Genomic DNA, 21,451 nt, shown 5'->3' with positions numbered 1-21,451 from the left:
CCGCGGACCCGGATCCTGACCACCCCCACACCCACCCCCGCACAGAGAGCGAGAGCACGTGGACGCATTGATCCCACCGCTGCTGAACGGCAGCGCACAGGGTGCGCTGCTCCTGCTCGCCGCGCTCGGCCTCTCGCTCACGTTCGGTCAGATGGGCGTGATCAACATGGCCCACGGCGAGTTCCTCATGATCGGCGCCTTCACCGCCTACCTCGTCCAGCAGGTCATCGACTCCAGCGACCTGTCGATCCCGGTCGCGCTGCCGGTCGCGTTCGTCGTCGCCGGACTGTTCGGCCTGCTGCTGGAGGTCAGCATCATCCAGTGGATGTACCGCAGGCCGCTCGACACCCTGCTCGTCACGGTCGGTGTCAGCCTGATCCTGCAACAGGCGGCGCTGCAGATCTTCCCGTCCCAGGGCGTCCCGGTGGAGAAGCCACGCTGGCTCGACGGGCAGCTGACCATCCTCGGCTACGACTGGCCGCTGCGGCAGGTGTTCACCATCGTGCTCGCGACCGTCTGCGTCGCCGCGCTGGCGGCCTGGCTCAAGTACACCTCCTTCGGCCGCCGCATCCGGGCGACCGTGCAGCACCGGGACCTCGCCGAGACCGCGGGGATCTCCACCCGCACCGTCGACCGCCTGACCTTCTTCGTCGGGTCGGGACTGGCCGGGGTCGCCGGCGTGGCCGCGTCGCTCATCGGTGGCACGAACTCCCAGATGGGCGCGCAGTACATCATCCCGGCCTTCCTCGTCGTCGCCGCCGGCGGCATCGGTCAGCTCAAGGGCACCATCATCGCCGCGTGGGCCGTCGGCGTCGGCCTGTCGTGCTTCGCCTACTGGACGACCGGCAGCCTCGCGCAGGTGCTTGCCTTCATCCTCGTGATCGTCTTCCTGCAGGTGCGCCCGCAGGGCCTGTTCACGGTGCGAACCAGGAGTCTGGTATGACCAAACTGAAGCCACACCTCTCACTCGGCGGCATCGGGGTGTTCGCCGTCCTGCTCCTCGCGGTCGCTCCCCTCGTGCTCACCGATCACTGGCTCAGCAACCTCGGCAAGTACTGCTGCTGGGCGATCGCCGCCGTCGGCATCGGCCTGGCGTGGGGCCGGGGCGGGATGCTGGTCATGGGCCAGGGGGTGTTCTTCGCCCTCGGTGCCTACTCGATGGCCATGCACCTCACGCTGGAGACCGCCGGTGACGGGGTGCCGGGGTTCATGGTGCTCTACGACCCGCTCGCGCCGCTCCCGGCGTTCTGGGAGCCGTTCCGCAGTGCCGCGTTCACCCTGCTGGCGATCGTGCTGCTGCCGATGGTCACGGCCGGCATCCTCGGCTACGCGCTGTTCAAGCGCCGCGTGAAGGGCGCGTACTTCGCGATCCTGACGCAGGCGCTCGCCGTCGCGCTCGCCACCCTGATCAGCTCCACGATCCGCGAGACCGGCGGCGACACCGGGCTCAGCGACTTCAAGTACTTCTTCGGTTTCGTGCTGAACGACCCGGCGAACCGGCAGATGGTGTACCTCATCACGGCCGCGCTGCTCGTCGTCTGCCTGCTCGTGGTGCGGCAGCTCTACCGCAGCCGCTTCGGCGAGCTCCTCGTCGCCACCCGGGACGCCGAGGAGCGCGTGCGCTTCCTCGGCTACGACCCGGCCAACATCAAGCTCGTCGCGTTCGTCGGCGCGGCGCTGATGGCAAGCATCGGCGGCGCGATGTTCGTGCCCATCGTCGGCATCATCACCCCGGCCGAGATCGGTGCCGCCGCCTCGATCCTCATGATCGCGGGCGTCGCCTTCGGCGGCCGCGCCTCGCTCTTCGGCCCCGCGCTCGGTGCGATGGCGGTCGGCTGGGGGCAGTCGAGCCTCGGCTCCACCTGGCCCGAGGGCTGGACGTACATCATCGGCCTGCTGTTCATCGTCGTCATCCTCTTCCTGCCGAAAGGACTGTCGTCGGTGCTGGCCAAGTTCACGGCAGCGCGACGGGGCCCCGCCGAGCGGCCCGCGGCGGCCACCACGCCCCTGCAGCTCGAGGAGGCGACGTCATGACCGGGCCCACTTCCTCAGGCGACTCGCTCGTCGTCACGGACCTCCGCGTCGAGTTCTCGGGCTTCGTCGCGGTCGGCGGCGTATCCTTCGACGCGCACCCCGGCGAGGTCCGGTTCCTCATCGGCCCGAACGGGGCCGGCAAGACGACCTGCATCGACGCCATCACAGGGCTGTCCGCGGCCACCGGGTCGGCGCGGCTCGGCGAGCAGGAGCTGCTCGGCCGGCCGGTGCACAAGATCGTCCGGCTCGGGGTCGGCCGCACGTTCCAGACCGCGAGCGTCTTCAACGAGCTCTCGGTGCTGCAGAACCTCGACATCGCCGCCGGACGCCACCGCCACTGGGCCTCGCTGCTACGGACCCGGCGTGGCGTCGACCCGTCGATCATGCAGGCGCTCGAGGAGACAGGGCTCACCGACGAGCTCGCCACCCCGGCCGGCATCCTGTCGCACGGCCAGAAGCAGTGGCTGGAGATCGCGATGCTGCTCGTACAGGACGCGAGGGTGCTGCTGCTCGACGAGCCCGTCGCCGGGATGAGCCACGACGAGCGCACCGCGACCGGCGAGCTCCTGCAGCGCATCGCGGCGAAGCGCATCGTGCTGGTGGTCGAGCACGACATGGACTTCATGCGCCGCTTCGCCACCCGCGTGACGGTGCTGCACCAGGGCAAGGTGCTCTCGCACGGGTCAGTGGCCGAGGTGCAGGCCGACCCCAAGGTGCAGGAGGTCTACCTCGGCACCGCCGGAGCCGCGACCACCGCCGCCATGTCGGCCGTGCCCGACGAGGCCGCCGAGGCGCTCGCAAGCTCGCCGACGGAGTCAGCCGGGACGCAGCTGCAGGAGGAGGACTCACATGCTTGAGCTCACCGACATCGAGGCCGGCTACGGGCGCACGCGGGTGCTGCACGGCGTGACGGTGCCGGCCGGGAAGGTCGTGGCCGTGCTCGGCCACAACGGTGCCGGCAAGACGACGCTGCTGCGGGTCGCGATCGGGCTCATCAAGCCGACGAAGGGCCACGTGCGCTTCGACGGCGAGGACATCTCGTCGCTGGCCCCCAACAAGCGCGTCGCTCGCGGCATGGCGTACGTGCCGCAGGGCCAGCAGGCGTTCGGGCAGCTCACCACCCTGGAGAATCTGCAGCTCGTCGCCGACGGACGCCGGGGCGGCAAGGCTCTCATCGACGCGCAGCTGGCTCGCTTCCCCGCGTTGGAGCAGTTCGCCGCCCGCAAGGCAGGCCTGCTCTCGGGCGGGCAGCGCCAGCAGCTCGCGATCGCCCGCGCCCTCATCACCGAGCCGAAGCTGCTCATCCTCGACGAGCCGACCGAAGGCATCCAGCCCACGATCGTCGCCGAGATCGAGCGCACCATCGTGCAGCTGGCCGCCGAGGGCATCAACGTGCTGCTCGTCGAGCAGCACATCGGCTTCGCCCTCGAGGCCGCCGAGCGTTACGTCGTGCTCGCCTCGGGCTTCGTCACCCATACCGACGAGGGGGGCTCGGCAGCCGTCTCCACCGTGCGGGCCGCCATGGCGATCTGAGCCGACATTGCCGGTTTCCGGGCCTGCAACACCTTCGTAACAACGCACCCGGAAGATGCCCCACGCCCGTCGCGTGAGGGGATGCCACAGTGAGCAGGACAGGCAACGCGCGCGCGGCCGCGGAGGACAGCCTCGAGGACTACGCCTTCCGATATGTGCCGCGCACCTTCCGGCGCTGGAGCGCGGCCACCGTCGGCGCGACAGCCCTCGGGTCCATCGCGTTCCTCGCCGATTTCTCGATCGGCGCGACCATCGGCATCGACCACGGCACGACCAATGCCATGCTCGGCATCCTGTTCGCGTCGGTCGTCATCGTCATCGTGGGCGTGCCCGTCGCCTACTACGCCGCCCGCTACAACCTCGACCTCGACCTCATCGCCCGCGGCTCGGGATTCGGCTACTACGGCTCGATCATCACCACCGTCGTCTTCGCCGGCTTCACCTGCATCTTCTTCGCCTTGGAGGGCGCCATCATGGCGCAGGGGCTGCAGGTGGCGACGGGGACGCCGCTGTGGCTCGGCTATCTCATCTCGACCGTGGTGGTGATCCCGATCGTCATCTACGGCATGCGTGCGCTGGAGCGCCTGCATTTCTGGACCACGCCCCTGTGGCTCGCCCTCGCCCTGCTGCCGCTGCTGTGGATCGTCGTGTCCGACCCCGAGTCGGTGCGCGCCTTCACGTCGTTCAACGGCAACTCCGACGGCTCCGTCAGCTTCGGCGCCGTCGTCTCGAGCGCGGCCGTGTGCTTCGCCCTCACCCCGCAGCTCGCGGAGCAGATCGACTACATCCGCGCCATGCCGCCGCGCACGCCCTCGAACGCCCGCTCGTGGTGGACGTCGTTCGCGTTGTCCGGCCCGGGCTGGGTGATCTTCAGCAGCACCAAACAGATGATCGGGGTGTTTCTCGCCGTCTACGTCCTCGTCAACGTCGATCCCACCCTCGGGCACTCCGCGACCGAACCGGTCAAGCAGTTCGTCGGCATGTACCAGACCCTGTTCCCCGACTGGCTCGCGATCGCCCTCGCCCTCGTGCTCATCGTGGTCGCGCAGGTGAAGATCAACGTGACGAACGCGTACTCCGGCTCGCTCGCCTGGTCGAACGTCTTCACCCGGGTGGCGAAGCACTACCCCGGTCGCACGATCTTCGTGCTGCTCAACCTGGTGATCGCGTACGCGCTGATGATGCTGGACGTCTTCACCCTCATCTCCTTCGTCCTGAGCCTGTACGCGAACGTCGTCATGGCGTGGCTCGTGACGATCGCCACCGACATCGCGATCAACAAGTGGGTGCTGCGCATCTCGCCGCGCTTCCCCGAGTTCCGCCGCGGCATGCTGCACGACTGGAACCCGGTGGGGCTGGTGTCGGTGGGGCTCGCCTCGGTGCTGTCGCTGCTCGCGTTCGCCGGGCTGCTCGGCCCCGCCGTCAAGCCGTTCTCGGTGCTCATCGCGATCGGCGTCGCGTTCGTCGCCACGCCGGTCATGGCCCTCGCCACGCGAGGGCGCTACTACCTGCGCCGCCGCTCCGACGGCATCGACTCCCCCCTGTTCGACGAGCACGGCAACCCCTCCGGCGAGCGGCTACGCTGCCACGTCACCGGATATATGTTCGAGCGACCGGATATGCTGGCCTCGGCCCAGCGAGGGGCGTACGGCCAGGTGCAGTACGTCTCGTCACTGGCGCTCACGCTCGACGATTCCGACCGCTACGTGCTTCCGCCGGAAGTCACCGGCCCCCCGCACTGGGCGACCCACCGAGGCAGGGGAACGTGATGGAGGAGCCGGTCGACACCGCGACCGCGATTCTGGCGAGCGCGGCGGTGCTGCTGCGGGAGCACACGTTCGACGACATCTCCTACCGCGCCCTCGCCGACCAGGTCGGCATCTCGGAGCGCACGGTCTACCGCCAGTACCCCACGCGCGCGCACCTGCTCGCCGCACTGTCGAACTGGATCGACCAGACCCATTTCCCGCTGCCGCCGTTCGTGACCGTGGCCGATTTCCGCGCTGCCGTGCACGAGCGCTTCCGCGCCTTCGACGCGTCGCCCGCGTACGCGTTCGTCGGCGCCCGGGCGTCCACGATCTCGCTGACGCTCGACGCCGAGCCCGCCTACATCACCCGTGCGATCGAGGCGATGCTCGACGTCTCGGCCTCGACGCTCAACCGGCGGGACCGGCGGCGGATCGCGGCGTCCCTGCGGTACTTCTCCTCGGCGATGTTCTGGGCGCGCCTGCGCACGGGCTTCGACCTGGACGCCGGCGAGATCTGCGACGCGTTCGACCGCGCCGTGGACGCGATGCTCGCGAGGCTGCCCGACGCGACGTGGGCGCAGCCGTGAGCGGCCAGCGCAGCGGCTCGGGCCGCGAACCATGGGCTCAGTGTTGCGCTCGCGGCGGCGCCGGAGCGCAGCGGAGGTGACGCCGTGAGCAGGTCGACGGCCGTCCCGGCGCTGAGCGGCACCCAAGCGGCGATCCTCGCCGCCTACGCGGAGCTGATCGAGGAGGTCGGCAGCGACGACGTGTCCTACCGGCTCGTCGCCCGCCGGGCCGGCATCGCCGAGCGCACGGTGTTCCGGAACTACCCGACGCGGGTCGACCTGCTGCTGGCGACCGCGGCGTGGATCGAGGCGACGGTGTTCGTCCGCGAGGAGTCCCACTCGATCTTCGACATCCCCCTCGCGATCCGCGACGCGATGCAGCGGTACGACGCGCGACCGGAGCTCGCGCACGTCGTCGCCGAGACGGCGATGCGCGGCGTCAGCGGCACGGCGCCGGCGCTCGGCCGGGCGCACCTCGAGCGGCTGCTGGACGCCGAGGTCCCGTCCCTCGACGCGGCGCAGCGCAGCGCGGTCATCGTGGCGCTGTCCCACCTCGACTCCGCCGCGACCTGGGTGACGTTCCGCCGCGAGTTCGGCATGGACCGGCGTGACATCGCCGACGCGGCCGCATGGGCAGCCGAGGCCGTGCTCGACAGCATCCGCGACCGCGTCGTCCCGTAGCCGCCGGCCCGGCCGGGTGGACGACGCCGCATCCAACGCCGGGCTGGTCGACGTAGCGCGATCCACGGCACGGCAGTTCGGCAACCGAACGTCAATGCCCGCAGTCGGTGCCGCGCACCGGCACCGTCGCAGCGGCCCCGCTCGACCAGGCGCTGCCGTCCTGGTCACCGTCTCGGTGAACGCCCGCCACCGGGACGGCCGCGGTCCGCCTGGCGGGCCGACCCGGCCACAGCGACTCGCGCGATCGACAGGCTCACCCCGGTCGGCGACACCGCCCGCCCCGACGTGCGCCAGGCCGTCGGCGACCGGTCCAGCGAGCGGCGCAGCCCGCCGCTGGTCCGCTCGTTCGCCCGGTTCAGACCGCGGTGAGGTGGACGAGCATGATGGTCTCCGGGCCGCGCGCCGGGGCGGGGAGGCCGACGTCGGCCAGGAGCGCGCCGGAGCAGCGGGCGCCCTCGCCGCGCCACGGGGGTGCGCCGGGGGGCGGCAGCAGCTGGTGGGCGACGTAGTCCTGGTCGGCCGGCAGGCCGGGGACGCGGAGCGGCTCGGGCTCGTGGACCTGGTCGTCGAGCTGCACGTACGCGACCACGGCCGCGCGGGCGTCGCGAGCGACGACGCCGTGCGTGTACACGGCGGGCTGGGTGGTGTCGCCGCGGAAGGTGCGGCCGCTGTGCAGCAGGCCGCGCAGGCGCCGGTGCTCGGCGATCCACTCGGCGAGCCGGGCCAGGTCCTGCGGGCCGGCCGCGGTGAGGTCCCACTCGATGCCCATGCTGCCGAAGAACGCCGTGGCGGCCCGGAAGTCCAGCGACAGCCGCCGGCCGGTCTGGTGGTTGACCGGGGCGCTGACGTGGCTGCCCAGGTACTCCGGCGGGACCAGCTGGCCGGTCCAGCGCTGGATGAGCTGCCGGGACAGCGCGTCGGTCATGTCGGAGGTCCAGCACCGCTCGACCCGCTCGATCACGCCGAGGTCGATGCGGCCACCGCCGGAGGCGCAGCTCTCCCATTCCACGTCCGGGTGGGCGGCGCGGAGCCGGTCCAGCAGCGCGTAGAACCCCAGGGTGGCGGCGTGCACGCCGGGCGCGTCGGCGCGCGGTGTCGAGCCGGCGTCGGTGAGCGGCCGGTTGTGGTCCCACTTCACGAACCGGATCGGGTATTCACGCAGCACCGCGTCGATCCGCGCGAACAGGTGGTCGCGGACGTCCTCGCGGCCCAGGTCGAGCACGAGCTGGTGACGCGAGCGGCGGGGCGGCCGGTCGCCGATGGACAGGACCCAGTCCGGGTGGGCCCGGTACAGCTCGGAGTCGGGGTTGACCATCTCCGGCTCGAACCACAGCCCGAACTGCATGCCCCGGGCGGCGACCCGCTCGACCAGCGGGCCGAGCCCGTCGGGCCAGACGTCCGGGGAGACATACCAGTCGCCCAGCCCGCTGGTGTCGTCGCGGCGCCCGCCGAACCAGCCGTCGTCGAGCACGAACCGCTCCACGCCCACCTCGGCGGCGAGGTCCGCGAGCGTGGTGAGCCGGTCGAGATCGTGATCGAAGTAGGTCGCCTCCCACACGTTGTACACGACAGGGCGTGGGGTGCCCGGGTGGGCGGGCAGGGCCCGCACGTGCTCGTGCCACTGCGCGGCCAGCCCGTCGAGCCCGTCGGCCGACACGGCCAGCAGCACCTTCGGGGTGGTGTACCGCTCCCCCGGCGCGAGCACCAGCTCGCCGGGCAGCAGCAGCTCGCCGCCGCGCAGCAGCGACAGGCCCGAGGGCAGCCGCTCCAGGGCGTAGCGGCTGTTGCCGCTCCACGCCACGTGCAGCCCGTGGACCAGCCCGTGCCCGAAGCCGAACCCGGCGGTCCCCGCGACCAGCACCGTGGGGCTGTCGAAGTGCGGCCGGCCGGCCCGCCCCTCGCGCAGCCAGAGCCCGTCGGCGATCGGGTGGCGCTGCGGGCTGCGCTCGCGGGCCCAGCGCCCGGTGAGGTCGAGCACCTCGGCGACCCGGTCGGCCACCGGGTACACCACCTCCAGGTGGTCCACCACGTAGTCGCCGGGGGCGGTGTTGGTCAGCGTGTGCCGGGTCTGCAGCACGCCGCCGGGGCACGCCTCGATCTCGGTCAGCAGGTGCAGCCCGGCCCGCTCGTCGACCGCCTCGATCCGGACCGCGCGCTCGTCGCCGGTCAGGTCGGTGGTCACGAACGCCGTCGCCCAGTCCCGGCCGGTCGCCGCCGGCTCGCCGCCGTGACGGTACCCGGCGAGGCCGGGCCGCCCCAGCCAGAGCCGGGACGCCTCCGGCAGCAGCGCCGCGCCGGTGCGGTCACCCCCGTCGTCGTCCGGCCGGGGGCCGCCCCCGCGGACCGCGGCGACCTGCGCCGGGTCCAGCCCTGGCCGGGCCGGGCCGGTCCAGACCAGCCTGGGTAGCCCGGTCGGGTCCGGCACCAGGACGGCCACGGTGCCGTCCTGCGCGCCGGCACCGATCAGCACCGGCGTCCGAATGGGGGTCAGGGGCACGTGCGCTCCTTCGACGTCGTGTCGTGTCGGGCCGGACCGGACCGGCGTCATCCCTTGTTGGCACCCAGCGTCAGTCCGGAGATGAACTGCTTCTGCAGGGCGAAGAAGACGATCAGCGTGGGCAGCGCCACCAGGACGGAGCCCGCCGCCAGGAGGTTGTAGTCGGTGAAGAACTGACCGCGCAGATTGTTGAGCGCGCTGGTGACCGGCAGCTTGTCGCCGCTGCTCATCAGCACCAGCGCCCACAGGAAGTCGTTGTAGATCCAGGTGAACTCGAGGGTCGCCAGCGCGCCGAGGGCCGGGCGCAGCAGCGGCATGGTGATCTGCCAGTACTGCCGCCACACACCGGCACCGTCGACCACGGCCGCCTCGGTCAGCTCCACCGGGATGGTCTGCGTGTAGTTGTACAGCACGAACACGCAGAACCCGGTCTGGAACGCCACATGGATCGCGATCAGACCCAGGTACGAGTCGTACAGCGTCAACGAGCTGGACATCCACTCCGGCAGCGGGATCTTGGTGTACGCGGTGTAGAGCGGCGTCACCATGACCTGCGGCGGCAGCAGGTTGCCGGCGGTGAACGCGACCAGCATCGTCTTGCGCCCGGGGATCTTGAACCGGGCCAGCGCGAACGCCACGAACGAGGCGAAGAACAACGTCAGCAGCACGGCCGGGACCGCGATGAAGAACGTGTTGCGGAAGTAGCGCGGCATCTCCGCGCCGCTCCACGCCTGCTGGTAGTAGTCCAGCGACAGCTTGTGCGGCCAGGAGAAGTAGCCGTACTGGGCGGTCTCCTGGTACGGACGCAGCGACGCGTACAGCGCCAGCAGCAGCGGGGCCAGCCAGCCCAGCGCGACCACGGTCAGGAAGACGTAGAGAACGATCCGCGCCGGGCGCAGTGGCCGCCGGTTGCGCCGCGCGGCCGGCTCGGCGGCGGGCGGTGTGGCGGCGCGGGCGGCGGCCGTGACGCTGCTCATGCCACCCCCTCCGCTACGCTCCGGCGCCGGCCTGAGCTCCACCCTGAGTTGCCGATTCGCAGCCCTCCGCTGCGCTGCGGGCCGCTCATGCCGCCACCTCCGCTACGCTCCGGCGCCGGCCTGAGCTCCACCCTGAATTGCCGATTCGCAGCCCTCCGCTGCGCTGCGGGCCGCTCATGCCGCCCCGCCCAGGACTCGCTGGCTCATTGCCGTTCCTCCCGGATGATCTGCGAAAGGTAGACGACCACGAAGCCGATCGACGTGGTCAGCAGGATGACGGCGATCGCCGAGCCGAAGCCGATCCGGCTGGCCTCGCCCACGATGTTCTGGGTCACCAGCACCGACAGCAGCTCCAGACCGTTACGGCCGGAGTTGATCGCGTAGACGATGTCGAAGGCGCGCAGCGCCTCGATGACGGTGATGACCAGGACGATGATGTTGATCGGGCGCAGGGTCGGGAAGACCACCCGGAAGAACAGCTGCCGCTCGTTGGCCCCGTCGAGCGCGGCCGCCTCCTTCAGCGCCGGGTCGACGGCCTTGAGCCCCGCCAGGTACAGGATCATCACGTAGCCGGTGTGCCGCCAGACGGCCGCCACCAGCACCGCCCAGATGTTGATCTTCGGGTCGCCGAGCCAGTCGGTCGGGTGCTCGGCGTTGCCCAGCAGCACGTTGAGCGCGCCGTGGTCACGCGAGTAGACCAGTTGCGCGATGAAGCCCACCACCGCCAGGGACAGCACCACCGGCATGTAGAAGACGCTCTGGTAGAACCGGGTGAACCGGATCTGCTTGTCCAGCAGGAACGCGAAGAACAGGCCCAGCGGCGTCGCGATCACGCCCAGGACCGCCAGCCACAGCAGGTTGTTGCGGACCGCGCCCCAGAACGGCTCGTAGATCGTGACGATCTGCGTGTAGTTGCGCGTGCCGATCCATTCGACGTCGGTCACGCCGTTGTAGCTGGTGAACGACAGGCCGATGGACGCGGCCGTGGTGGCCCAGATCAGCGCGAGGCTCAGCAGGGCCGGGATGGCCAGGAGCACCGAGAGCACGGCGACGTCCCAGCGGGTGAGTTTGCTCAGACGGCGGCGCCGGCGCCCGCGGACCTTGCTGGTCCGCGGGGCCGGCGCTTCGGCCGTGAGGGGTGAAGACGTCACAGGACCGCCTTGTCATCGGCCGGCAGGAGGTTCCGGCGGTGGTGGATCAGCCGGTGTAGATGCTCTTGGCCTGCGACTCGATGCTCTTGAGCAGCCCGTCGATGTCGTTGGGGTCGCCGATGAACTTCTGCAGCGCCGGGATCATGACGGTCGAGGCGAAGGTCGGGTTGGCGTCGCGGTCGAGGAACTGCGAGATCTGCTTGGCCTCCCCGATGAACGTCGCGGCCTTCTTCTGCAGGGCGTTGTACCCGCTGCTGTCGGTCTTCGAGTTGGCGCCGACGTCGCTCGGGTCGCTCTTGAGGTAGGTGTTCTGCGCCTCGGCGGTGCCGAGGTACTTGAGCACCTCCTTCGCGCCCGCGGCGTTCTTCGCCTTCTTGGAGATCATGAAGCCGTCGATCGGGGCCTCCACCGCCCCGGTGCCGATGGTGGAGTCGACCTCGGGGAAACCGAAGAAGTCCAGGTCGTCGAGGTCCGCGCCCTTGAACTGCTGGGCGACGAAGCTGCCCAGCAGGTACATGCCCGACTTCTTGGCGCCGAGGTCCTGCGCGGCCTCCTGCCAGGTGCGCCCGTTGGCGCCCTCCTGGTGCAGCGGCAGCAGGCCCTTCCACAGGTCGAACACCGCCTTGACCTTCGGGCTGGTCCACGACTCCTTGTGCGCCATCAGGTTGATGTGGAAGTCGTAGCCGTTGAGCCGCATGTTGAGCTGGTCGAACGTGCCCATGGCGGGCCAGCCGTCCTTGTCGGCGAACCCGATCGGGGTGAGCCCGTCGGACTTCATCTTGGCGCCCAGCGTCCGCAGCTCGTCGATCGTCTTGGGGACCTGGTAGCCCTTGGCCTGCCAGACGCTCTTGCGGTAGAACAGCGCCCACGGGTAGTTGTAGAACGGCACGAAGTACATCTTGCCGTCGTCACCGGTGGATGCCTTCTTGAACGCGTCGCTGTAGTTGGCGCCGATGGACTCCCACACGTCGTCGATCGGCTGCGCCAGGCCCTGCGCCGCGAAGTACCGCATGCGGAAGCCGGCGAACCAGTTGTAGGCGTCGTCCGGATTGCCCTGCAGGTACCGGGTGATGTTCTCCTGGAAGGAGTTGTGGTCGACTGTGTTGACTTTTGTCGTGAACCCTTTTTCGGAGTCGAACTTGGCCAGCGTGTCCGCGAACGCCTTCTTGGGGACCTCGTCGGAGTAGTTCGAGCCGAAGGTGACGGACTTGTTGGTGCCGTCCGCGCTCTTCGAGTCGCTGTCTCCACAGCCGGCCAGTGCCGCGGGGACAGCCAGTGCGCCGGCGCCGAGCAGGGAGCCCCGCAGCACGGTGCGCCTCGACAAGAAGTGGGCCATACGTCCTCCTGCAGTGCGGGTGAGTGGGGTGTGCGGTGTGGGTGTGGGGTGTGAGCTGCTGCGACAGATCGTGATCGATATGCGATTCAACGCAAACGATCACGACGCGACACAATCCAACGCCGCAGGTCTAATGCTGTCAATAGACCGCACAATCATGTTTCGTTGATGTGACCTACGGGCGCCCGCCGCCCGCCGGGCGGCGTGGCCGAGGTCCGGCCTGTCGCCTTCTGTTGACTTGCGATCGATCAACGCTGCACCCTGGACGCCATGTATCCGCCGCGGACCGGACGCCTCTGCTTCGGCGCCGACTACAACCCTGAGCAGTGGCCGACCGACGTGTGGCGGGAGGACGTGGCGCTGATGCGCGACGCCGGCGTCACGATGGCGACGGTCGGGGTCTTCAGCTGGGCCTGGCTGGAGCCGTCCCAGGGGCGCTACGAGTTCGGCTGGCTGGACGAGGTGCTGGACCTCCTCGGTGACCACGGCATCGCGGTCGACCTCGCCACCGCCACCGCGTCACCGCCGCCGTGGCTGTCGCAGGCGCACCCGGAGGTGCTGCCGGTCGACCAGGACGGCCGCCGGCTCTCCTTCGGCAGCCGGCAGGCGTACTGCCCGAGCTCGCCGTGGTACCGCGCCGCCGCGCTGAGCCTGGTGGAGCGGCTCGCCGAGCGCTACCGCGAGCACCCCGCCCTCGCCATGTGGCACGTCAACAACGAGTACGGCTGCCATGTGACGCACTGCTACTGCGACACCAGCGCCGCGGCCTTCCGCGACTGGCTGACCGACCGCTACGACAAGGACCTCGACGCGCTCAACGCCGCCTGGGGCACCGCCTTCTGGTCGCAGCGCTACAGCGACTGGGCGCAGGTGCAGCCGCCGCGGGCCACCCCCACCTTCGGCAACCCCACCCAGGAGCTGGACTTCCGCCGGTTCTCCTCCGACGCGCTGCTGGCCCTGTTCACCGCCGAGCGCGACATCCTGCACCGGCTGACCCCGCGGATCCCGGTGACGACCAACTTCATGGCCGGCATGTTCGACCGCCTGGACTACTGGCGCTGGGCGCCGCAGACGGACGTCGTCTCCACCGACCACTACCTGACCGCCGCCGAGCCGGACAACCACCTCGGCCTGGCCTACGCCGCCGACCTGACCCGCTCCCTCGCGGGCGGGGAGTGGCTGCTGATGGAGCACTCCACCAGCGCGGTCAACTGGCAGCCCCGCAACGCCGCCAAGCGCCCCGGCGAGATGGTGCGCAACAGCCTCTCCCACGTGGCCCGGGGCAGCCAGGGCGCGATGTACTTCCAGTGGCGCGCGTCGCGGGCCGGCGCGGAGAAGTGGCACTCGGCGATGCTGCCGCACGCCGGCACCGACTCGGCCGTGTGGCGCGACGTGGTCGCCCTCGGCGGCCACCTGGCCGCGCTCGCCCCGGTGCTGGGCTCGAGCGTCGACGCCCCGGTCGCCCTGCTGCACGACTACCAGAGCTTCTGGGCCGAGACGCACCCGGCCCAGCCCAGCGACGACATGGTGCCCGAGGCCGAGATCAGGCGCTGGCACGCCGCGCTGCTGCGGCGCGGGATCACCGCCGACCTCGCCCACCCGGGCGCGCCGCTGGACCGGTACCGGGCCGTCTTCGTCCCGAGCCTCTACCTGATCAGCGACGCGGACGCCGCCAACCTGGCCGCCTACGCGCAGAGCGGCGGCACCGTGCTGGTCGGCCCGTACAGCGGCATCGTGGACGAGCACGACCAGGTGCGGCTCGGCGGCTACCCCGGCGCGTTCGGCGACCTGCTCGGCGTCCGGATCGAGGAGTACTTCCCGCTGCTGGCCGGCGAGTCGGTCGCGCTGGACGACGGGACCCGCGGCACGGTGTGGACCGAACGCGGCCGCACGACCGGCGCCGAGATCCTGGCCCGGTACGCCGACGGGCCGCTGGCCGGGGCGCCCGCGCTGACCCGCAACGGGCGGGCCTGGTACGTGGGGACCCGCCTCGCCGACCCGGACCTGGAGCGGCTGCTGGCCACGGTGTGCGCCGAGGCCGGTGTGACCGCCCCGGTGCCGGACCCGCCACCCGGCCTGGAAGTGGTGCGCCGCAGCGCCCCCGACGGCGCCGCCTACCTGTTCCTGCTCAACCACTCCGGCGAGGAGGTCGGCCTCGACCTCGCCGGCACCGACCTGCTGACCGGCGCCCACCACGACGCCGTGCGGGTGCCGGGCGGCGGTGTGGTGGTCCTGGCCACCACGGACCCCGGCCGGGACGGCGCGCGGTAGGACCGGCCCGCCCGCCGCGGGCGCGGCGCGGTCTCACCCACGGTGAGCATTCCCGGGCAACGCCGGCGTTCGGCGCCGCCGCCGGCGGCATCATGGCGGTGCCGGGGGAATCCCGGCCGTGTGGTGACAGCGTGGGGGTGCGGCGTGCAGTACGTGGCGGTCGAGCCGGTGGTCAACCGCGAGCGCGCGCCCGCACTCGCGCAGGCCGTGTGGGACAACGCCCGGGAGGACCCGGACGCGGTGCAGTTCGTGCGCCCCGACCCGGATCCCCGCTCCTGGCCGGCGCCGCCCGCTCCCCGGGGCGGGGCGCTGCCGGTGAGCTGCGCGACCTTCCGTGACGACGTGCTCGCCGTCGCCCGCGGGTTCGTCGCCGCCGGTGTCGAGCACGGCGACCGGGTCGCGTTGATCAGCCGCACGAGGTACGAGTGGACCCTCGTGGACTACGCGCTGTGGACGATCGGCGCGGTGACCGTCCCGGTCTACGACACCTCCAGCCGGGAACAGATCGAGTGGATCCTGGGCGACTCCGAGGCCGTGGGCTGCGTCGTGGAGACCGGCGACCAGGCCGCCACCGTCGCCGGCCTCCAGCACCGCCTGCCGGCCCTGCGCACGACCTGGCAGATCGACGCCGGGGACCTGATCGCCCTGGCCGGCCGGGGCCGCACCCTCGACGAGGCCCAGCTCGACGCGCGCCGCGAGCGGGTGAGCGACGCCGACCTGGCGACGATCGTGTACACCAGCGGCACGACCGGCCGGCCGAAGGGCTGCACGCTGACCCACCACAACCTCTACTGCGACGCGGCCGGCGCGCTCGCCGTCCTGCCGCAGCTGCTGCACCCCGGGGCGTCGACCGTGCTGTTCCTGCCCCTCGCGCACGCGTTCGCCCGCCTGATCCAGGTGGGGATGGTGCAGGCGCGGGCGACGATGGTCCACACCGCCGACATCGCCGGCGTGCAGGAGCAGTTGGACAGGCACCGGCCGACGTTCGTCCTCGCCGTGCCCCGGGTGTTCGAGAAGCTGCACGCACAGGCCCGGCAACAGGCCGCCGAGGCCCGCCGCGGCTGGCTGTTCACCGTCGCCGAGCGGGTCGCCGTGCGCTACAGCCGCGCGCTGGACACCGCTCGCGGCCCAGGCGCGCTGCTGCGGCTGGCTCACACCGTGTGCGACCTGGTGGCGTACCGCAGGCTCCGGGCGGCGCTCGGCGGGCGGTGCCGGACGGCGATCGTCGGCGGGGCGCCGCTGGGCACGCACCTGGGGCACTTCTTCCGCGGCGCCGGCGTCACCGTCCTGGAGGGCTACGGGCTGACCGAGACCTCACCGGCGCTGACCGTGAACACGCCGGCGGCGCAGCGCATCGGCACCGTCGGCCGCCCCCTGCCGGGGGTGGAGCTCCGCATCGCCGACGACGGCGAGATCCAGGCCCGCGGCGACGTGGTCTTCCCGGGCTACTGGAACAACCCGGACGCCACCCGCGCCACGTTCACCGCCGACGGCTGGCTGCGTACCGGCGACCTCGGCAGCCTCGACCGGGCCGGCTTCCTGCGGATCACCGGCCGCCGCAAGGAGGTCATCGTGACCGCGGCGGGCAAGAACCTCACCCCGGCCCCGCTCGAAGAGGCGATCCGGACGCACCCGCTGGTCAGCCAGTGCGTGCTGGTCGGCGACGGCCGCCCCTACGTGGCCGCGCTGGTCACCATCGACCCGCAGGCGTGGACCCGGTGGCGCTCGGCCCACGGCCGGCCCGGGGCGTCACTCGCCGAGCTGCGGCACAGCCCCGAGCTGCGCAGCGAGATCCAGCCCGCGCTCAAGCAGGCCAACCGGGCGGTGTCGAAGGCGGAACAGGTCAAGACCTTCCGGATCCTGCCCCGCGAGCTCACCGAGGCCGACGGCGAGCTCACCCCCACCCTCAAGGTCAAACGCAACGTCGTCGCCGAGCGGTACGCGGCCGACATCGACGCCCTCTACGGCGGCCGCTGAGCCGACCGCGTCGGCGAAGGAGCACCCTGGCGGATGCCGAACCGTCCGGCCGCCCGTCCCGCCCAGCCAGGTCCCGCGCCCTGTCCGAGGCGCCCCGGCCACGGACGCCGGGCTCGAGTCGTAAGTCGGGCAGACGTGGGTACCGGCTCGCGAAGCCCTTGACAGCCTCGGACAGCGGACGGAGACACGAGCACATGTCGGATCTGATCGTGATCGGGTATGACGACCCGGACAACGCCCGGCGGGCGTACGAGCAGGTGCAGCGCCTGCAGCAGGATTTCATCGTCGAGCTGCGCGGACTCGCCGTCGTCCACGTCGACGCCGACGGCAAGACGCACGTCGACACGCCGCAGCGGACCGTCGGTGCGTCCGCGGCCGGCGGCGCGCTCTTCGGCCTGCTGATCGGCCTGCTGTTCTTCGTCCCGGGCATGGCGCTGCTCGGCGGCGCGATCGGCGCGCTGATGGGCAAGCTGAACAAGTCGGGTATCAACGCCGAGTTCCGCGACCGCGTGGAGCACCTGCTCACGCCCGGCCACTCCGCGGTGGTGATCATGGCCTCGAAGATCACCGAGGACCGGTTCGCCGACGCCATGCGGCCGTTCAACGGCGTCGTCCTGAAGACCTCGCTGTCCGACAGCGACGAGAAGGAACTGGCCGAGGAGCTGGCCGGCGCCCGCTGAGCCGGCGCGGACCGGCACGCACCGTGGGCCGCCACCCACGGCGTGCGCGACGCGACGACCGCCGGATAGATTGCCGGCAGTCGTCGTGGAGGGAAGCCCGTGAGCACGGACGAAGCGCCGCAGCACTCGTTCAACGGCCTGCACCACGTCCAGCTGGCGATCCCGCCGGGCGCCGAGGATCGGATCCGGGCCTTCTACGGCGGCATCCTCGCAATGGTGGAGCTGGAGAAGCCACCGGTGCTCGCCGCCCGTGGCGGCTGCTGGTTCCGCGGTGGCGGCGTGGAGCTGCACTTCGGCGTCGAGCAGGAGTTCGTCGCGGCCCGCAAGGCGCACCCGGGGGTGCTGGTCACCGGCATCGACGCCCTCGCGCGGCGCCTGACCGCCGCGGGGGTCGAGGTCGAGTGGGACGACAACTTCCCGGGCCACCGCCGCTGCTACGCCGTCGACCCGCTCGGCAACCGGTTGGAGTTCCTTGAACCGGAGACGGCCGCCTGACGGGCGGGGCGGGTCCGCTACTGCAGCGCCGCCCGTACGGCGGTCACGAACTGCCAGAAGGTCGCGGTGGTGGTGTTCTTGCGCTGCGCCCGGGTGTTGGTGGTGAACATCGCGGTGCGCAGCGGGGTGGTGAGCTCCAGCTGCGCGCCGCCGCCGGTGAGCGTGCGGTTGACGATGTTCGCCGGGTCGTCGCCGTTGAGCGCCGGGATGCCCGCCGCGTCGTGGGCCTGGATGCCGGCGGCGGCGAAGCACGCCAGCAGCCGGCCCTTCAACGCGAGGTCCAGCCCGCCGACCACGACCGCGGCCGTGCCGTCGGCGAGCCCGGCCTGGGCGGGGGTGCAGCCGTGCAGGGAGACGGCCCGCCGGGCGCCGGCGGTCAGGGCACGGGCGACCGGGTCGTCGCAATGGGTGGCCGTGACGTGCAGCGGGCTGTTGTTCGACGCGCGGATGCCCTCGAACATCCAGTGGTCGTAGGTCGGCCCGCCGGCCGGCTCGACCGCGCCGGTGCCCGGGTGGTAGCCGGCGACCGCCAGGCACAGCTCCGAGGTGCCCGGTTCGATGCCGCCACCGTGCAGGGCGAGCACGACCGTGTCCGGGAACGGGGAGGAGGCCGCGTCGCTGCCGTCCACCGCCTCGTGCCGGCGGTACCGGCGGGCGTAGTCCACCCCCTCGGCGAGCGCGGGATCCGCGTAGAGCGCCGTGTTCGAGGCGTAGTCGTCGGCGGCGTAAGCGGCAGTCGGTACAAGCGCGACGGAAGCCGCGGGTGCGGCGGCCACCGCACCGATGGCGCCCAGCACCGTGCGGCGACTGATGGTGGTCACGTCATGCCTCCCCGTGCAGGTGCGTGGACCGACAGCGTAGCCGCCCGCACGACCCGCCCTCGCGCCACTGTTCACGGCGATGTCACCGGGCCGATTCCGCGCGGCCGGACCGGTCGCCGAGCCTGTGTGAACACAGGGTGGGTCCGTGTCGCACCGACGGGTGATCACCGGGTGAGGTGCCTATACTCACCCGGCAGCGATTCGCCACTTTGAAGGTGACTTATCACGATGACATTGGCGCAGCACGCCGAGCAGCAGGCCGACACCCCGCCCGACGGACGGCCGTCCGGCGCGTCCCGGACCGCTGTGTGGCGATCGGGATGGTGGCCCGCTGCGCTCGTCGCGGTCTGCGCGGTCGCGCTGCTGTGGTGCTACGACGTGCCGCCGGCCACGACGGGGGTGTTCGCAGCGTACGTGGCGCTCGCCGTGACCGTGCCGGGCATGCTGCTGTGGCGGCTGGTGCACCGCGGCTCCCGCACGCTGCCGGAGGACCTGGCCGCCGGCACCGCCATCGGCTACGGCATCGAGGTGCTCGCCTACATCCCCGCCCGCGCCGCCGGGATGCCCCTCGCGGCGCAGGCGGTGCCGGTGCTCATCATCGCCGCGTTCGCCGCCGTGCCCGGGCTGCGCCGGTACTGGCGCGGCGACGGCGCGGCCGGGCGGGTGCCGCTGGCCTGGTCGTGGACCCTGGCCGTGGTGGCGCTCATCATGCTGGCCTGGGCGTCCAAGTACTACCGGTACCTGGGCCAGAGCTGGCCCAGCTACGGCCGCACCGACATCGACCTGCCGTTCCACCTGGCGCTCACCGGCGAGTTCAAGCACCACATGGACCTCGTGACGCCGTGGGTCACCAGCGAAGGCGTCTACTACCACTGGTTCATCTACGCCGACTTCGCCTCGACCAGCTGGGTGACCGGGATCGAGCCGTGGACCCTCATCAGCCGGCTGTCGCTGCTGCCGATGATCATGGCGTACGTGGTGCTCGTCGCCGCGTTCGGCCGCCGCGCGACCGGGTCCTGGCTCGGCGGCGCACTCACCGCCCTGGCCGCGTTCCTGATCCTGTCGCCGGACCCGTACGGCTGGCCGCTGGACGGCTTCTACACCAGCTACGCGTTCAACACGATGGACGACGGCTCGAACCTCAAGCTGTTCCTGTGGTCCAGCCCGAGCCAGACGTTCGGCAGCATGCTGTTCGTGCCGCTGATGCTGCTGCTGCTCGACCTGCTGCGCGACCACGGCGGCGACCGGCGGCGGTGGGTGCTGTTCGCGCTGCTGCCGGCCGCGATCATGGGCGCGAAGGCGACGTTCCTGCCGACCCTGCTGTGCGGGCTGCTGCTGGTCGTCTGCGCGCAGCTGCTGTTCCGGCGGCGGCTCAACCGGGTCGCGCTCGCCGCGCTCGGCGTCGTCGCGGCCTGGATGCTGTTCGCGCAGTTCGTGCTGTTCGGCGGGGAGAGCCAGGGGCTGGACATCGTCGCGCTCGGCGGCATGCGCCACAACCCGGTCGGCGACACCACCAACTACATCAGCGACCCCAAGCTGTACCGGCTGGCGATCCTGCTCGGCCTCACCGCGCTGTGCTGGGTCTGCATGTGGGCCGGCGCCGTCGGCCTGCGCCGCCACGTGCTCGACGCCGACGTGCTCGTCATGGCGGGGCTCGGCATCGTCGGCATGTCGGCGCTGCTGCTGTTCGCGCACTCCGGCGGGTCGGCCGAAGGCTTCTTCCTCATGGGCGCGCGGCCCTACCTGGCGACCCTCGCCGTCTGGGGGCTGCTGCTGCTCGCGCCGGCCCTGACCTGGCGCCGCGCCCGGCCGCTGCTGCTGAGCCTCCTGGCCGGCATGGCCGTCATCTGGACGATCCGGGCGCTCGACGGCGACAAGGTCCCCATGTTCAGCGCCACCTACCGCACGCTCAAGCTCACCACGAAGATCACGTACCCGTACGCGATCCTGGCGCTGCTCGCCGTCGCCACCGCCGTCGTCGCCTGGCGCTACCGGGCCCGCCTCGGCACCATCCGGCCGGCGGCGCTCGCCGTCGCCCTGATGCTCGGCTTCTCCCTGCCGACCGCGATCAGCCAGATCTCCGCCCTGTACCCCGACGGCCGCGACTACGGCTGGAAGGACCGCGCGGACCTGTGGCCGATCGTCACCGAGGGCACCGTCGAGGCCGGCCGCTGGCTGCGCGCCCGCTCCACCGCCGACGACCTGATCGCCACCAACGCCCACTGCGTGTACCTCAGCCCCGCCGACGGCTGCGACCGCCGCCACTTCGGCATCGCCGCGTACAGCGAACGCCGCGTCCTGGTCGAGTCGTGGGCCTACACGGCCGAGGCGCACAGCCAGGAACAGTCCCAGGGCGTGATCCAGCAGTACACGATGTACTGGCACCCGCAGACCATCATCGACAACGACGCCGCCTTCACCGACCCGTCCCCGCAGACCGTCGGCCGCCTGCGCGACCAGTACGGCGTGCGCTGGCTGTGGGTCGAGGACGTGTCCAACTGGTACTGGACCGAGGAGCCGCCGTACCCGGACGAGGTCCACGTCTCGCCCGACCTCGGCAAGTTCACCACCCTGCGGTACCGCGCCGGCCACGTGGCCATCTACGAGATCACCTGACCGGAGGGGCGGCGAGCCGCAGATCACAGGCCGGTCACGGGCACATGCACATGCAGCTGGACCGGTAC

17 protein-coding genes are annotated in these 21,451 nt (G+C 71.5%); 12 read left to right on the top strand and 5 right to left on the bottom strand.

Annotated features, from left to right (window positions below; translation table 11 throughout):
• Positions 1–58: 58 nt before the first annotated feature.
• The 7 genes from urtB (at position 59) to OP18_RS03280 (ending at position 6,562) form a co-directional block, all read left to right on the top strand.
• Positions 59–943, top strand: a complete 885-nt coding sequence (gene urtB, locus OP18_RS03310; RefSeq protein ID WP_033357154.1) for an urea ABC transporter permease subunit UrtB — start codon at positions 59–61, stop codon at positions 941–943.
• Positions 940–2,034 (top strand): urea ABC transporter permease subunit UrtC, encoded by a 1,095-nt coding sequence (gene urtC / locus OP18_RS03305; RefSeq protein ID WP_033357153.1) that lies wholly within the window; start codon positions 940–942, stop codon positions 2,032–2,034. The genes urtB and urtC overlap by 4 nt, the downstream gene beginning before the upstream one ends.
• Positions 2,031–2,891, top strand: coding sequence for an urea ABC transporter ATP-binding protein UrtD (urtD, locus tag OP18_RS03300; RefSeq protein ID WP_081970260.1), 861 nt, complete (start codon positions 2,031–2,033; stop codon positions 2,889–2,891). The genes urtC and urtD overlap by 4 nt, the downstream gene beginning before the upstream one ends.
• The gene (locus tag OP18_RS03295; protein ID WP_033357152.1) at positions 2,884–3,567 is read left to right on the top strand and encodes an ATP-binding cassette domain-containing protein; all 684 of its coding nucleotides are present in this window, start codon (positions 2,884–2,886) and stop codon (positions 3,565–3,567) included. Before urtD ends, OP18_RS03295 begins: the two co-directional genes overlap by 8 nt.
• Before the next feature lie 89 nt (positions 3,568–3,656).
• Positions 3,657–5,336, top strand: a complete 1,680-nt coding sequence (locus OP18_RS03290; RefSeq protein ID WP_052386161.1) for a purine-cytosine permease family protein — start codon at positions 3,657–3,659, stop codon at positions 5,334–5,336.
• Entirely contained in the window at positions 5,336–5,902 is a 567-nt protein-coding gene (locus OP18_RS03285; protein WP_033357151.1) for a TetR/AcrR family transcriptional regulator, read from the top strand. Before OP18_RS03290 ends, OP18_RS03285 begins: the two co-directional genes overlap by 1 nt.
• An 84-nt stretch (positions 5,903–5,986) precedes the next feature.
• Positions 5,987–6,562 (top strand): TetR/AcrR family transcriptional regulator, encoded by a 576-nt coding sequence (locus OP18_RS03280; RefSeq protein WP_033357150.1) that lies wholly within the window; start codon positions 5,987–5,989, stop codon positions 6,560–6,562.
• 355 nt (positions 6,563–6,917) lie between these two features.
• On the opposite strand, the gene OP18_RS03275 is transcribed toward OP18_RS03280, so the two are convergent.
• The 4 genes from OP18_RS03275 to OP18_RS03260 all read right to left on the bottom strand — a co-directional run bounded on the left by OP18_RS03275 (position 6,918) and on the right by OP18_RS03260 (position 12,523).
• Positions 6,918–9,059, bottom strand: coding sequence for an alpha-galactosidase (locus OP18_RS03275; protein ID WP_033357149.1), 2,142 nt, complete (start codon positions 9,057–9,059; stop codon positions 6,918–6,920).
• Positions 9,060–9,106: 47 nt separating this feature from the next.
• Positions 9,107–10,036, bottom strand: coding sequence for a carbohydrate ABC transporter permease (locus OP18_RS03270; protein ID WP_033357148.1), 930 nt, complete (start codon positions 10,034–10,036; stop codon positions 9,107–9,109).
• A 203-nt stretch (positions 10,037–10,239) separates the two neighbouring features.
• On the bottom strand, positions 10,240–11,187 hold the full coding sequence (locus OP18_RS03265; protein WP_081970256.1) for a carbohydrate ABC transporter permease: 948 nt from the start codon (positions 11,185–11,187) through the stop codon (positions 10,240–10,242).
• Positions 11,188–11,233: 46 nt separating this feature from the next.
• On the bottom strand, positions 11,234–12,523 hold the full coding sequence (locus tag OP18_RS03260) for an ABC transporter substrate-binding protein (protein WP_033357147.1): 1,290 nt from the start codon (positions 12,521–12,523) through the stop codon (positions 11,234–11,236).
• Positions 12,524–12,793: 270 nt separating this feature from the next.
• On the opposite strand from OP18_RS03260, the gene OP18_RS03255 reads away from it, so the two are divergent.
• The 4 genes from OP18_RS03255 (at position 12,794) to OP18_RS03240 (ending at position 17,946) form a co-directional block, all read left to right on the top strand.
• The gene (locus tag OP18_RS03255; protein WP_052386160.1) at positions 12,794–14,794 is read left to right on the top strand and encodes a beta-galactosidase; all 2,001 of its coding nucleotides are present in this window, start codon (positions 12,794–12,796) and stop codon (positions 14,792–14,794) included.
• A gap of 144 nt (positions 14,795–14,938) precedes the next feature.
• A complete protein-coding gene (locus OP18_RS03250; RefSeq protein ID WP_052386159.1) occupies positions 14,939–16,771 on the top strand; it encodes an AMP-dependent synthetase/ligase in 1,833 nt (610 codons plus the stop codon).
• 194 nt (positions 16,772–16,965) lie between these two features.
• Positions 16,966–17,451, top strand: a complete 486-nt coding sequence (locus OP18_RS03245) for a DUF1269 domain-containing protein (RefSeq protein ID WP_033357146.1) — start codon at positions 16,966–16,968, stop codon at positions 17,449–17,451.
• 99 nt (positions 17,452–17,550) lie between these two features.
• Positions 17,551–17,946 carry a VOC family protein gene (locus OP18_RS03240; protein ID WP_052386158.1) on the top strand — a complete coding sequence of 132 codons (396 nt, stop codon included), beginning with the start codon at positions 17,551–17,553 and terminating at the stop codon, positions 17,944–17,946.
• Positions 17,947–17,963: 17 nt separating this feature from the next.
• On the opposite strand, the gene OP18_RS03235 is transcribed toward OP18_RS03240, so the two are convergent.
• Positions 17,964–18,767 (bottom strand): poly-gamma-glutamate hydrolase family protein, encoded by an 804-nt coding sequence (locus OP18_RS03235; RefSeq protein WP_033357145.1) that lies wholly within the window; start codon positions 18,765–18,767, stop codon positions 17,964–17,966.
• Positions 18,768–18,995: 228 nt separating this feature from the next.
• Between OP18_RS03235 and OP18_RS03230 the strand changes: the two genes are divergently transcribed.
• A complete protein-coding gene (locus OP18_RS03230; protein ID WP_156089261.1) occupies positions 18,996–21,383 on the top strand; it encodes a hypothetical protein in 2,388 nt (795 codons plus the stop codon).
• Positions 21,384–21,451: the final 68 nt, after the last annotated feature.

This window comes from Dactylosporangium aurantiacum (assembly GCF_000716715.1).
GTDB lineage: Bacteria > Actinomycetota > Actinomycetes > Mycobacteriales > Micromonosporaceae > Dactylosporangium > Dactylosporangium aurantiacum.
Note: the sequence above shows the minus strand (reverse complement) of the source record. Positions and strands in the feature narration are given on the sequence as shown.